The organism is Labedella gwakjiensis, assembly GCF_003014675.1.
GTDB lineage: Bacteria > Actinomycetota > Actinomycetes > Actinomycetales > Microbacteriaceae > Labedella > Labedella gwakjiensis.
The window spans coordinates 211,803-225,661 of the sequence record NZ_PYAU01000001.1; the positions used below are offsets into that span (position 1 = coordinate 211,803).

The 13,859-nt window shown below is 67.2% G+C and carries 11 protein-coding genes; 8 read left to right on the forward strand and 3 right to left on the reverse strand.

Annotation, left to right across the window (positions count from 1 at the left end; all coding sequences use genetic code 11):
* Window positions 1-47: 47 nt before the first annotated feature.
* The 6 genes from CLV49_RS01000 to pstB all read left to right on the forward strand — a co-directional run bounded on the left by CLV49_RS01000 (window position 48) and on the right by pstB (window position 7,368).
* On the forward strand, window positions 48-2,222 hold the full coding sequence (locus tag CLV49_RS01000) for an RNA degradosome polyphosphate kinase (protein ID WP_106561862.1): 2,175 nt from the start codon (window positions 48-50) through the stop codon (window positions 2,220-2,222).
* Complete coding sequence (locus CLV49_RS01005) at window positions 2,219-3,166, forward strand: NUDIX hydrolase (RefSeq protein ID WP_106561863.1); 948 nt, start codon at window positions 2,219-2,221, stop codon at window positions 3,164-3,166. Before CLV49_RS01000 ends, CLV49_RS01005 begins: the two co-directional genes overlap by 4 nt.
* Window positions 3,167-3,324: 158 nt before the next feature.
* On the forward strand, window positions 3,325-4,425 hold the full coding sequence (locus CLV49_RS01010) for a phosphate ABC transporter substrate-binding protein PstS (protein ID WP_243696481.1): 1,101 nt from the start codon (window positions 3,325-3,327) through the stop codon (window positions 4,423-4,425).
* Window positions 4,426-4,515: 90 nt separating this feature from the next.
* Complete coding sequence (pstC, locus tag CLV49_RS01015; protein ID WP_106561865.1) at window positions 4,516-5,463, forward strand: phosphate ABC transporter permease subunit PstC; 948 nt, start codon at window positions 4,516-4,518, stop codon at window positions 5,461-5,463.
* Window positions 5,463-6,566 (forward strand): phosphate ABC transporter permease PstA, encoded by a 1,104-nt coding sequence (gene pstA, locus CLV49_RS01020; RefSeq protein WP_106561866.1) that lies wholly within the window; start codon window positions 5,463-5,465, stop codon window positions 6,564-6,566. The genes pstC and pstA overlap by 1 nt, the downstream gene beginning before the upstream one ends.
* Before the next feature lie 22 nt (window positions 6,567-6,588).
* Window positions 6,589-7,368 (forward strand): phosphate ABC transporter ATP-binding protein PstB, encoded by a 780-nt coding sequence (gene pstB / locus CLV49_RS01025; protein WP_106561867.1) that lies wholly within the window; start codon window positions 6,589-6,591, stop codon window positions 7,366-7,368.
* Window positions 7,369-7,444: 76 nt separating this feature from the next.
* Here pstB and CLV49_RS01030 read toward each other — a convergent pair whose 3' ends face one another.
* Window positions 7,445-8,335, reverse strand: a complete 891-nt coding sequence (locus CLV49_RS01030) for an anti-sigma factor (protein ID WP_106561868.1) — start codon at window positions 8,333-8,335, stop codon at window positions 7,445-7,447.
* Window positions 8,332-8,979 (reverse strand): sigma-70 family RNA polymerase sigma factor, encoded by a 648-nt coding sequence (locus tag CLV49_RS01035; RefSeq protein ID WP_243696480.1) that lies wholly within the window; start codon window positions 8,977-8,979, stop codon window positions 8,332-8,334. The genes CLV49_RS01030 and CLV49_RS01035 overlap by 4 nt, the downstream gene beginning before the upstream one ends.
* A 404-nt stretch (window positions 8,980-9,383) precedes the next feature.
* On the opposite strand from CLV49_RS01035, the gene CLV49_RS01040 reads away from it, so the two are divergent.
* Together CLV49_RS01040 and CLV49_RS01045 are read left to right on the forward strand one after the other, a co-directional pair.
* Complete coding sequence (locus CLV49_RS01040) at window positions 9,384-10,043, forward strand: fasciclin domain-containing protein (RefSeq protein ID WP_106561869.1); 660 nt, start codon at window positions 9,384-9,386, stop codon at window positions 10,041-10,043.
* Window positions 10,044-10,276: 233 nt separating this feature from the next.
* Window positions 10,277-11,785 (forward strand): metallophosphoesterase, encoded by a 1,509-nt coding sequence (locus tag CLV49_RS01045; RefSeq protein ID WP_158261874.1) that lies wholly within the window; start codon window positions 10,277-10,279, stop codon window positions 11,783-11,785.
* A 75-nt stretch (window positions 11,786-11,860) separates the two neighbouring features.
* Here the strand turns inward: CLV49_RS01045 and CLV49_RS01050 are convergent, their stop codons facing one another.
* Window positions 11,861-13,432 carry a glycosyltransferase family 39 protein gene (locus tag CLV49_RS01050; RefSeq protein ID WP_106561871.1) on the reverse strand — a complete coding sequence of 524 codons (1,572 nt, stop codon included), beginning with the start codon at window positions 13,430-13,432 and terminating at the stop codon, window positions 11,861-11,863.
* Between the last annotated feature and the right edge of the window lie 427 nt (window positions 13,433-13,859).

Sequence of the window (13,859 nt, forward strand, 5' to 3'; positions counted from 1 at the left end):
CACCGCCACTGTCGATACCGGTCCGGCGCTGGTGACAAGATGTGGGAATGGTTCCCGAGACTTTCGCGACAGACGCCGGACTCGATCGAGACGACGACGACTTCGATCCCGTCTTCGAGGAGGACGACCCGGCGCTCCCGGACCATCGCTACCTCGATCGTGAACTGAGCTGGCTCGCCTTCAACAAGCGCGTGCTCGAGCTCGCGGAGGACGAGTCGCTCCCCACGCTCGAGCGCTCGAACTTCCTCGCCATCTTCGCCTCGAACCTCGACGAGTTCTTCATGGTGCGCGTGGCCGGACTCAAGCGGCGCATCGCGACGGGGATCGCCGTCCCGACGAACAACGGACGCTCCCCGAGCGAGGCCCTCGCCGACATCCTCGTGGCGGCCCACGAGCTCCAGTCCCGCCACGCAGCCGTGTGGCACGACCTCGTCGCCCCTGCGCTCGACGAGGCCGGCGTGACCGTCGTCACATGGGACAGTCTCGACGACCAGGTGAAGAGCAACCTCGGCGACTACTTCTCCTCCCAGATCTTCCCCGTGCTCATGCCGCTCGCCGTCGACCCGGCGCACCCGTTCCCGTACATCTCGGGTCTCTCCCTCAACCTCTCGATCCGTGTCCGGAACACGAAGACGGGACGCGAGGAGTTCGCGCGCCTCAAGGTGCCCCAGATGCTCCCGCGTTTCGTCGCGGTCGACACGGCGACCGAGCCGGAGCGGGTACGGTACATCACCCTCGAGGACCTCATCGCCAACCACCTCGACTATCTCTTCCCCGGCATGGAGGTCATCGAGCATCACGTGTTCCGCGTGACCCGCAACGAGGACGTGGAGATCGAGGAGGACGAGGCCGAGAACCTCATCCAGGCCCTCGAACGCGAGCTGCTGCGCCGGCGGTTCGGCCCGCCGATCCGTCTCGAGATCACCGACGACATGGATGACGTCACGCTCGGCCTTCTCGTGCGCGAACTCGACATCACGGACCGCGAGGTCTACCGGCTTCCCGCTCCTCTCGACCTCGGAGGGCTCTTCAGCCTCGGGAGCCTCGACCGGCCAGACCTGCGCTACCCGAAGCACGTCCCGGCGACGGCGTTGCAGCTGCAGCCGAGCGAGCCCAACGGCAAGGCCGACCTCTTCGCCGCGATCTCCGCAGGCGACGTCCTCGTGCACCACCCGTACGAGTCCTTCGCCACGAGCGTGCAGGCGTTCCTCGAGCAGGCCGCGGCCGACCCGAACGTCCTCGCCATCAAGCAGACGCTCTACCGGACGTCGGGCGACTCCCCGATCATCGAGGCGCTCATCGACGCTGCCGAGGCCGGCAAACAGGTCCTCGCCCTCGTCGAGATCAAGGCGCGCTTCGACGAGCAGAACAACATCACGTGGGCGCGCAAGCTCGAGAAGGCCGGAGTGCACGTCGTCTACGGCCTCGTGGGTCTCAAGACCCACTGCAAGCTCGCTCTCGTGATCCGTCAGGAGGGCAACACCCTCCGCCACTATTCGCACATCGGAACGGGCAACTACAACCCGAAGACGAGCCGGATCTACGAGGACTTCGGCCTCTTCACCGCCGACGACCAGGTGGGCAAGGACCTGACACGCCTCTTCAACGAGCTGTCCGGCTACGCGATCGAGAAGAAGTTCAAGCGACTCCTCGTCGCCCCCCTGCACTTGCGGAAGGGGCTGCTCAAGGCTATCGACGCCGAGCGCCGCAACGCCGAGGCGGGCCGGCCGTCCGGTATCCGTATCAAGGTCAACTCCATCGTCGACGAGGCGATCATCGACGGGCTCTACCGCGCCAGCCAGGCAGGCGTCCCGATCGACATCTGGGTGCGAGGGATCTGTGCCCTCAAGCCGGGCGTGCCCGGGATGAGCGAGACCATCCGCGTGCGTTCGGTGCTCGGACGTTACCTCGAGCACTCCCGCATCTTCAGCTTCGCCGGCGACGGCGACCCGAAGACGTACATCGGGAGCGCCGACATGATGCACCGCAACCTCGATCGCCGCGTCGAGGCCCTCGTCCGGCTCACCGACCCGAAGCACCTCAGCGAGATCCAGTCGCTCTTCGATCTCGCGATGGACGAGGGCACGATGTCCTGGTACCTCGATTCCGACGGCACCTGGGTCCGGCACGCGACCGGTGGTGAGGGACAGCGACTGATCGACCTCCAGGAGAAGGTCATGCGCAGTATCGCGACACGTCGGCGATCGCGGTCGCGCCGGTGACCCACCACGACCACTCCGCGATCTACGCCGCCGGCGCCGTCTGCTGGCGGATCGTCGACGGCAAACTCAAGGTCCTTCTCGTGCACCGCACGGCGTACGGGGACGTGACGATCCCCAAGGGCAAGGTCGACCCGGGTGAGACCCTCCCGGAGACGGCCGTCCGCGAGATCAAGGAGGAGACGGGTCTCTCCGTCGCCCTCGGCGTGCCGCTCGGTGCTGCGCAGTACCGCGTGCACTCCGGGCGCGAGAAGATCGTGCACTACTGGGCTGCCGAGGTCTCGGACGAGGCCGTGCGCGCGTCGACCTTCGTGCCCAACGCGGAGATCGCCGCCCTCGAGTGGGTCACGGTCAAGCGCGCGCTCAGCTATGCGAGCTACGACCAGGACGTGGAGATTCTCCGACACTTCGAGAAGCTCGTCGATGAAGGCGTCACCTCGACGTTCCCCCTCATCGTGCTCCGTCACGCGAAGGCGACCCCGCATTCCGACTGGAACGGATCGGACGCGACGCGTCCTCTGACCTCTCGCGGGGTCTCGCAGGCGAACGCGATCGTCCCGGCGCTCCGGGCGTTCGCACCGCGACGCATCGTGACGAGCACCGCCACGCGCTGCATCACCACGGTGGCGCCCCTCGCGGCGGCCCTGGAACGGAAGTCGCGCTCCACCGACGACCTCAGCCAGAACGCCTACGAGCTCGGCGAATCGGATGTCAGAGCCGTCGTGGGTAAACGCGTCGCCTCGCGCAAGCCAGCCGTCCTGTGCAGCCACGGACCGGTCATCCCCCTCATCCTCCGGGAGATCGCCCTCGCCACGGGCACGCCGGCCGGATCGTACCTCTCGAGCGCCGCGCACCTCGAGCCCGCGGCCTTCTCGGTCGTGCACGTGTCGGCCCTCGCGCCGGCCTCCGGCATCATCTCGATCGAGACCCACCAGCCACGCGTCTGACCTCTCCGTTCGTCCTCGGCCGCTCCGCGGACCACGTCCAGCGGACAGAAGTCGTTCACCTGCTGTTTACCGAGGTGATGGAGGCTCGTAAGGCCTCGGACCTAGCGTGAGGGCGGGCCATGCACCGGCCCGCAACCTCCCGAAGAAATGGACATCACGTGAAGTTCAACACGTTCGGTCGCGCCGCGGCCGTCACAGCACTCGCAGCACTCGCCCTCTCGGGCTGTGCAGCGAACGAAGGCGGAACCGCCGGCGGCGGCAGCTCCGAATCGGCGAGCGACCTCACCGGTACCCTCGTCGGAGCCGGCGCGTCCTCGCAGCAGTCGGCTCAGGAGGCCTGGACCACGGCCTTCCAGACCGCGAACCCGGATGTCACCGTCGAGTACGACCCGGCCGGTTCCGGCGCGGGTCGCGACACGTTCATCGCCGGTGGTAGCGCGTTCGCCGGTTCCGACCGTGCGTTCAACGACGAAGAGGTCGCCGCCGGCGAGTTCGGCTCGTGCGTCGCCGACACGGGCATCGTCGAGATCCCCGCGTACATCTCCCCGATCGCCGTCATCTTCAACCTCGACGGCATCGACTCGCTGAACCTCGACGCCCCGACGATCGCCGGCATCTTCAACGGCAGCATCACGACCTGGAACGACGACGCGATCGCGTCGCAGAACCCGGACGCCGACCTGCCCGACACGGCCATCACGCCCGTCCACCGTCAGGACGACTCGGGCACGACCGAGAACTTCACCGAGTACCTCGGTGCTGCGGCACCCGACGTCTGGACCGACGAGGCCGACGGCGTGTGGCCGCTCGACGGTGGCGAGGCCGCCTCGCAGACCTCCGGCATGATCGACGCCGTCTCCGGCGGCACCGGCACCATCGGATACGCCGACGCATCGCGCGCCGGTGACCTCGGTACCGTCGCCGTCAAGGTCGGCGACGAGTACGTCCCGTACTCCGCCGAGGCCGCTGCTGCCATCGTCGACGCATCGCCGGTCGTCGAAGGCCGTGGCGAGGGCGACCTCGCCCTCGAGATCGACCGCACCACCGAAGAGGCCGGCGTCTACCCCGTCGTCCTCGTGAGCTACCTGATCGGTTGCGAGGAGTACCAGGACGCTGCGAGCGCCGAGCTCGTCAAGGCCTACTTCAGCTACATCGTGAGTGACGAGGGACAGCAGACGGCCGCAGACGCCGCCGGCTCCGCTCCGATCTCCGCCGACCTGTTCGACAAGGCCTCCGCGGCCATCGAGCTGATCAAGTAACACCCCCGAGGGTGCGTCCGCCGCTTCGCGAGAAGCGGCGGACGCACCCTCGCCCCACGCGAGACTCCGACCCGACCGAGAGAGCCCGTCATGACCGCTCCAGCCCCCACCGCGCTGATACCCGCGAAACAGCGGCCTGGCGACCGCATCTTCTCCACGAGCACACTCGTCGCCGGCTCCCTGATCCTCGCCGTGCTCGCGGCCGTCGCCGCCTTCCTCGTCATCCAGAGCATCCCGGCGGTCACCACGTCGCCTGACGACATCTCGATCCTGCGTGGCGAGAACCTCGTCGAGTACATCTGGCCCCTCGTCTTCGGAACGCTCTGGGCTGCCCTCATCGCGCTGATCCTCGCGGTCCCCGTCGCGATCGGCATCGCCCTCTTCATCAGCCACTACGCACCGCGCCGTCTCGCGCAGGGTCTCGGATACGTCATCGACCTGCTCGCCGCCGTGCCGTCCGTGGTCTTCGGCCTCTGGGGCGGCAACGTCCTCGCCCCCGCCGTGCAGCCGTTCTACACCTGGCTCGAGCAGAACTTCAGCTGGATCCCCCTCTTCGCCGGGCCCGCTTCGGGCACCGGCCGCACGATCCTCACCGCGTCGGTCGTCCTCGCGGTCATGATCCTCCCCATCATCACGGCCATCTGCCGTGAGGTCTTCCTGCAGACCCCCGTCCTCCACGAGGAGGCCGCTCTGGCCCTCGGTGCGACGCGGTGGGAGATGATCCGCATGGCCGTCCTCCCGTTCGGACGGGCCGGAATCGTCTCCGCGTCGATGCTCGGCCTGGGTCGTGCCCTCGGCGAGACGATGGCCGTGGCCATGGTGCTCTCCGCCTCCGGTGGCGTGACACTCAATCTGATCAGTTCGAGCAACCCGAGCACGATCGCCGCCAACATCGCGCTGAGCTTCCCCGAGGCGTACGGCGTGAACGTCAACGTCCTCATCGCCTCGGGTCTCATCCTCTTCGCGATCACCCTGCTCGTGAACACGATCGCCCGCGTCATCGTGAACCGGCGCAAAGACTTCTCAGGAGCGAACTGATGTCCCAGCTCACCGCACCGCCGAAGTCCGGCGCAGCACCGCAGGCCATGCCCAACTCGTACGCGACGGGCAAACTCCCCCGCTTCGTCCCCTGGGCCATCCTCGCGGCGTCGTTCGTCATCGTCTGCGCGATCTTCGCACTCTTCGCGAGCGCCGACCCCGAGGGCGGCTTCAATGTCGCCGGAGCCGTGTTCCTCTCTGTCGTGCTCTACGGAATCGTCCTCTACGGCGTCGCCCGCATGATCGAGGGACCGCGACGGGCTACGGACCGACTGGTGACGACCCTCGTCACTCTGGCGTTCGTCGTCGCCCTGCTCCCCCTCATCTCGCTCCTGTCGACGGTCCTCCTCAACGGAACCGCGCGCTTCGACCTCACGTTCTTCACCAACTCGATGCGGAACGTCGTCGGCGAGGGTGGCGGTGCTCTCCACGCCATCACGGGAACACTCCTGATGACGGGTGCCGCGGCGATCATCTCGATCCCGATCGGCCTTCTCACCTCGATCTACCTCGTGGAGTACGGTCGCGGCCGCCTCGCCCAGGCCATCACGTTCTTCGTCGACGTCATGACGGGCATCCCGTCCATCGTCGCCGGCCTGTTCGCCTACACGCTCTTCGTGATCATCTTCGGACCGGGCATCCGCCTCGGGATCGCGGGCGCCATCGCCCTCGCCGTGCTCATGATCCCCGTGGTCGTGAGGTCGAGCGAGGAGATGCTGCGGCTCGTCCCGAACGAACTGCGCGAGGCCGCCTTCGCGCTCGGTGTCCCGAAGTGGCTCGTCGTCCTCAAGGTGGTGCTTCCCACGTCTATCGCGGGCCTCACCACGGGCATCATGCTCTCCATCTCCCGCGTGATCGGCGAGACCGCTCCGCTGCTCGTCGCCGCCGGCTACACGAACAACATGAACTACGACCTCTTCGACGGTCGCATGCAGAGCCTCCCCGTGTTCGTCTACAGCTCGTACGTCAGCCAGGGAACCGAGGCGCAGGCCTACCTCGACCGGGCCTGGACCGGAGCACTCACCCTCATCCTCATCGTCATGGCGCTCAACCTGCTGGCACGTTTCATCGCCCGCGCGTTCTCGCCGAAGCTCAGCCGCTAACCCGAATCGGAAGACCACACACGTGTCCAAGCGCATCGAAGTCAACGACCTCAACGTCTACTACTCCAAGTTCCTCGCCGTCGAAGGTGTGAGCCTTACGATCGAACCCCGCAGCGTCACGGCGTTCATCGGGCCGTCCGGCTGCGGCAAGTCCACGTTCCTCCGCACGCTCAACCGCATGCACGAGGTCATCCCCGGCGCGCGCGTAGAGGGCCAGGTCCTCGTGGACGGAGACGACCTCTACGGCGCCGGCGTCGACCCCGTGCTCGTTCGTCGCCAGGTGGGCATGGTCTTCCAGCGCCCCAACCCGTTCCCGACGATGTCGATCAGGGAGAACGTCCTCGCGGGCGTCTCGCTCAACAACCGTCGCATGTCGAAGTCCGAGGCGGACGGCCTCGTGGAGAAGTCCCTGCAGGGGGCCAACCTCTGGAACGAGGTCAAGGACCGGCTCGACCGACCGGGCTCCGGCCTCTCCGGTGGCCAGCAGCAGCGTCTCTGCATCGCGCGTGCGATCGCCGTCTCCCCCGACATCCTCCTTATGGACGAGCCCTGCTCCGCCCTCGACCCGATCTCGACGCTCGCGATCGAGGACCTCATCGAGGAGCTGAAGAAGGAGTACACGATCGTGATCGTGACCCACAACATGCAGCAGGCGAGCCGCGTGAGCGACCGCACCGCGTTCTTCAACATCGCGGGCACGGGCAAGCCCGGCAAGCTCATCGAGTACGACGACACGAACACGATCTTCACGCAGCCCTCCGTGCAGGCGACGGAGGACTACGTCTCGGGCCGCTTCGGCTGATCCGCGAACTGCGCAACGAGAAAGGCGCCGCACCCCTCGGGGTGCGGCGCCTTCGTGTGTGCGGGGCGGACCGGTGTCAGGCCGGTTCGACCACGAGGACGGGGTCGGTCGTGGGAGTGCCACCCGAACCGCCGGCCTTCTCGATCGTGACAGCCACGACGTCGTCGTCGGTCATCTGACCGGCGAGGATGCCCCAGCCCGTGCCGTCGGCTCCGGTGTGGAAGATGCCGGCGGACACCGGACCCCCCTCGTTGATGTACCAGAGCTCGTAGGTCTTGTCGGACGGCAGCTGGGGCAGGCCGTTCACGACGAGCACGGACTTTCCGAGTTCACCGGACCAGACGAGCGTGGCCGTGCCGCCCTCGTCATCGAGCTCCACCGTCGTGCGCTGCACGTCGGATGCCGAGTTGACCTCGGCCAGGGCGACGGCCTGCGGCAGCTGGTTGCCGTTCTCCACCACGCCGACGAACAGGCTCGAGCCCACGATGACGACGCCGACGGCGGCCGCGGCGACGGCGTAGGACAACGGCTTGGAGTACCAACGACGATTCGCGCGCTCCTGCGCCTTCCGGATCTGACCGGGAGTGGGCTGGGCACGTCGAGGAGCGGCAGCCGGGGTGGAAGGCTCGTCGGATGCGAGCGCCGGGACGGCGACGGGACCGACCGGAGCCGGGACCGGGGTGATCCTGCTCGCGTCATCGCCCGCCGCGTGACGCGAGCGGGACTCGGGTGCGAGCTGCGGTGTCGCCGCGATGCGGGCCATCAGGCTCGCCTTCAGGTCCGCAGGAGGGTCTTCCGGTTCGATCGCGAGTCCGAGCGAGGCTGACACGCCCTCGAACGATTCGAGTTCGTCTCGCGCCTCGACCGACGATTCCAGGAATGCTTCGAACGCCGCGGATTCGTCGGCGTCGAGACCCCCAGCGGCATACACGCTCGCGTCGGACGTCGGGTCGTCGTTCCGGGTCATGATGCCACCCCCATTTCATCTCTCAGACGGATCATGCCGTCACGTATTCGTGTCTTCACCGTGCCGAGTGGCACGCCGAGCATTTCTGAGACCTCGCTGTGGCTGTATCCGCCGTAGTAGGCGAGCGTGACCGCTTGCTTCTGGAGGTCTGTGAGCTTCTCGAGCGCTCGTTTGACGCGCTGGTTCTCCAAACGGAGCTCCGCGGTCTCGGCGACGCTGTCATAGTCGATCGAGTGGTCTCTGATGCCCACTCGGAGATCGCGGTCCCGGCTCGCTTGCGACGCCCGCACCCGGTCTACTGCCCGGCGGTGTGCGATCGTCATGACCCAGGTGGTCACTCCCCCCTTATTCGGAGCGTATCGGGGGGCGGATTGCCAGAGTTCGACGAAGATCTCCTGTGTGACCTCCTCCGACTGGGAAGGGTCGACCAGGACGCGACGGACGATGGCGAAGACGCGTGGGGCGAGTCGATCGTAGAAGTCGCCGAAGGCGAGTTGGTCCCCCGACGCGATCCGCGCCACGAGCTGCTGGAGCTCGGCTGCGGCGGAGTCGACGGCGGGAATCTGCTGGGCTCGCGCCTCGGTGCTCGTCTCTTCGCTTGCCACAGCGTCAAGCATGCCAAACAAATCCGAGAAGTCCGGCATCCACTCGCCCGTTCGGGCAGGCCCGTTACGCGAACGTGAAGGGGCGATGTCCAGCGTCTGCATCGATTCGGTCCTCTCCGGTCCGCGATGTCCTCACCCGTTCCGGCCCGATCTACACGGTGGTTCAGCCGGTCGGACGGTCGAGGGTCGCTCACGAAGCCGTTCGGCGCCGCCCCCCGAACGGGTTGGTGCTCAGCGGAAGATCGGTCACGGGATCACGAGTCGAGGGAGATTTGCAGCGAATCCGTGATCGCTCATTAAGAGGAGCGGATTCCACACTCTGAAAAAAGTCGCCCCGATCGTCCAATCCTCTCCGGCACATGTTCCGAATGCCTTTTCGAGAGTCGCGGTCCAGCGGCTACTCAGCCGGCGCACCGCCGGTCCCAATCACAAGGAGTTTTCTCATGCGAGTGAAGAAGCGCAATCTCATGGCCGTCCTGTCCATCAGTGCCGTTGCGGCATTCGGCCTGGCGGCCTGTTCGACGGGCACCTCGTCGGACGACGCCAGCAGCGAGCCCTCGATGTCCGAGGAGTCGACGTCCCCCAGCGCCGAGGAGATGGACCCCGCGGCGAACCTCGTCGGACCCGGCTGCGCCGACTACGCCGCTGCCGTTCCGGACGGCGACGGATCGGTCGCCGGCATGGCTGCTGACCCGGTGGCGACTGCTGCCTCCAACAACCCGCTGCTCACGCAGCTCACGGCCGCCGTCTCCGGTGAGCTCAACCCCGACGTGAACCTCGTCGACACCCTCAACGGTGGCGAGTTCACGGTCTTCGCACCGGTTGACGACGCGTTCGCCGCTGTCGACGCCGCAACGCTCGAGGCGCTCCAGACGGACGCCGACCTGCTCACGTCGATCCTCACCTACCACGTGGTCGAGGGCCAGCTCGCTCCTGACGCTGTCGTCGGCGAGCACGCTACGGTCAACGGCGCGAACCTCGAGGTCACCGGCTCCGGCGACGAGCTCATGGTCAACGACGCCAACGTCATCTGCGGTGGCGTGACCACGGCCAACGCGACCGTGTACCTCATCGACGGCATCCTCATGCCGCCGACCGAGTAATCACCGCAACACAGCAACCACACGAGGGTGGTCGCGGCTCCTGCCGCGACCACCCTTGCGGCGTTCACGGACGGTTCCCACAGGGTCCCCCAGAATGTCACCCATTCGGGGGACATTCTGGCTAGAGTGTGCACGGCGTCGTCCCTGCATGGCGCCGCCGGGCCCGGTCCCGCACCGCTCCGGCGACACCCCCCTCCTCGCGCCTCCGAATGTCGAAGGGCAACACCCGTCTCATGAGATCCCTCCGAAGAACGCTGACCATCGTCGCCGCCGCAGCCCTCGTCGCTGCTGGCACCGTCGTCGTCTCGACGCCGGCGTCGGCGAGTACGGCCACCTGCAGTTCCATGCACCAGCCCGTGCGACAGTCGGTGAACCCGACGAGCCGGCAGTCGCTTATCACCTTCAGTAGCACCGAGATCCAGAAGGCCGACGAGGTGTGGGGCTTCACCGAACGTCGTGGGGACGTCTTCGACGCCTCGCCCAAGGAGAAGGACGGGCTCGTTCCCGTCTACCGCATGTACCAGGACGAGCGCTTCGTCTGGATCCCCCGCGTGGAGGGATCCAGTGAGTGGCAGAAGGCGCAGTCGAAGTACGGGTACCAGGCGCAGGCCATCGAGTTCTGGGCCTCCCCCACCGCGATCGACTGCGGAGTCGCCGTCCATCGGATGTACAAGAAGGGCGTCTTCCGCATGGAAGCGGATGCCGGCCGCATCTCCGATCTCGTCGCCGACGGATGGGCCGACCAGGGCCCGAAGTTCTGGGCGTCGCGAGCCGAGACCACCGCCCCGGCGCCGGCACCCGCACCTCAGCCGACTCCTCAACCGGCTCCCGCGCCCGAACCAGAGCGCCCGGGCTCCGAACCCGGCGACACCGACTCCACGTTCTCCCTCGCGATCATCCCGGACACGCAGCAAGAGGTCTTCACCTCCACCCGATTCGCGCAGCGCAACGAGTGGCTCGTCGAGAACAAGGACGAGCTCGACATCCGGTACGCGATCCACACGGGCGACGTCACCAACTGGGGCGAGACGGCTCCCGAGCAGTACCGCGTGGCGTCCGACGCCATGAAGGTACTCGACGACGGGGGCATCCCGGCCGCCATCGCCATCGGAAACCACGACTCGAGCGCCGTCTGCGTCGGTGGTGGTGGCTGCCGAGGCGCTGACGCCTCCGTGACCCTCCGCAAGACGGAGCTGTTCAACTCCACTTTCCCCGCGACGCGCTACACCGGTATCGAGGGAGTCTTCGAGCAGGCACGCGTGGACAACAACTTCCAGACGTTCTCGGCGGGGGGCGCGGACTTCCTCATCCTCACGCTCGAGCTGTGGCCGCGGCAGGATGTCGTCGAGTGGGCGAAGGACGTGGTCGCGACCCACCCGGAGCACAACGTCATCATCAACACCCACTTCTATCTCGACTACGACGGCTCCATCGCCCAGTCCTCGGGATACGGCGTCACCTCGCCGCAGTCGCTGTTCGACGAGCTGGTGTCCGTCTACCCCAACGTGAAGATGGTCTTCTCCGGCCACGTCGGGGACTCGCAGCAGCGGACCGATGTCGGGAAGAACGGCAACACCATCGCCTCATTCCTCGGCGGCTTCCACAGCACGGCGAACCCCGTCAAACTCATCGAGATCGACACCGAGACGGGCACGATCACGGCGAAGGTCCACGTCCCCCAGACCGACACGCACCTCGAGCAGTTCGACGCACGGATCGACGGTATGGACTTCATCGGCTGATCCGCACGACCGTCCGAAACGTGGAAGAACCCCCTGGGTATGCGCCCAGGGGGTTCTTCCACGAGTCGACGGTCGTCAGCGCTCGTAACGGACGACGACGTTCCGAGGACCGGACCACTCGGACGATGCCGTGAAGCCGAGGGACTCGATGAGGGCCAGGTCGTCCGCCACCATGTCAGCAGGGTAGACGTCACCGTAGATGACCCACACGACCTGCTCGTCGTCGAGACGGTCGAGGACATCGTCGAGGTCGTCTGACTCGCCGTCGAGCGTGCCCGTCTCCGCTCCGGTCTCACGCAGAGTGATGTCGTCGAGCCCCTGGAAGGGTTCGGGATAGACGTACTCGATTCGACGAGCCGTCCACTTGGCGGTTCCGTCGACCGGCTCGTAGCGAGGCATGAAGTAGACGGCGTCGCCGGGCTCAGCGGCTTCGACCACCTCGGCGACGGTCGACCAGTCGCTGCCGCTCTTGGAATAGTCCGCGCGCTGCGACGCATAGACCGCCGTGACGGCGAGGATCCCGATGACGGCGATAGACCACCGGATGACGCGTCTCGGAACGGCCAGGAGGCCCGCTGCGATGAGGAGCCCGACGGCTGGCACGGTGAAGGTGAAGTAGCGGGGCGAGTACATCGGGGACGACGCGATCGTGTACGCCGCGACGACGAGCGTCGACACGAGCATCCAGGGAAGGGCGTAGGCGAGGAGCTCGCGGACGGGCGACGGCCGCGCGGAGCGCGAGCGCAGGACGAGCCACGCCATGAGCGCGATGCCGACGACGGCGAGCACGATGCCCGATGCGCGCCATACCGAGTCGAACCAGCCGGGGAGCGCCCCGTCGTCCGGAGTCTCTCCGAGGAACCACTGGTTGAGAAGCACACGCCGGATGACACCGACGGCGCTGCGGTCGCCCTCGGAACCCACCTGACCGCGCTGTCCGAACGAGAGGAGGATCACGGGCGCGCTGAGGACGGCCGCGACGATCGCCGAGCCGACGAATGAGCCAACGACCCGGCGGTCGGTGCGGTGGAGGATGACCACCGTGATCAGGTGGCCCACCACGAGGAGAGCGAGGTAGACGTTGAGCAGCACACCCACCGCCGCGAGGATCGCGTAGAGCGCCCAGCGCGCTGCCGAGTTGCGGGTGTCGAGCGCACGGGCCAGGGCGACCGTCGCCCAGACGGCCGCGACAGCCGTGAACGCGAATGGACGCCCCTCGATGCCCGCCCAGAGGAGACGAGGCAGGAGCATCGTGACGACGGCTCCCACCACCGCGAGGCGTTCGCCGCCGAAACGGCGACCCAGGACGTACGTACCGACCACCGCTCCGCCCACGGCGAGTGCGCTCGGGAAGCGGATCGCGAACTCGGACGCGCCGAACAGCCCGATCCACACATGCATGAACGCGTAGTAGACGCCGTGGACGGCGTCGATGTTCTGGAGCATCTCCCAGAGTTCGGACCAGGAGCGGGTCGCGGCCGAGACGGTGATCGCCTCATCTGTCCACGACGAGACGTCGGCCGAACGGATCGACGACAGCACGACGGCGATGACGCCGAGGATGGCCGGCAGCAGGACCCGCCGGCGGGCCGATGGCGACGGGTCCCCCGGCGCGACGGGCTGCGTGCGGGATGCGGTGACGGCCACGTCGGCCTCCTTCGAAACGTCGACGTCGTGCCGGTCGAGGCGGCACGATCATCCGGTGAGGTGCGGTGTTGTGTTGACGCGTGACCGTGATGACGGGACGTCGGCCACCCGGAGGGGCTGAATCGATCCCACCCCTCATGAGGAGGATGCACTCGCGTTCGAGGATCCCTCACGTCTGAAGGAGTCTACCGAGACGTGGATGCCACAAGCGGGGGTGTCCACCGGATTCACCTCCCCCCAAAACGGGGCGGGCACGTGCAGGCGCAACCGAGAGCGGCCCGAGAACGTAGGGCACCGAGGGAACAGAAAAGGCCGGGCCGCAGAACGCCTCTCGGCGCGAGGCCGCACACCCACTCGACGCGGCACCACCTCGAAAAGGGAACCAAAAAGGCCGGGCCGCAGAACGCCTCTCGGCGCGAGGCCGCAC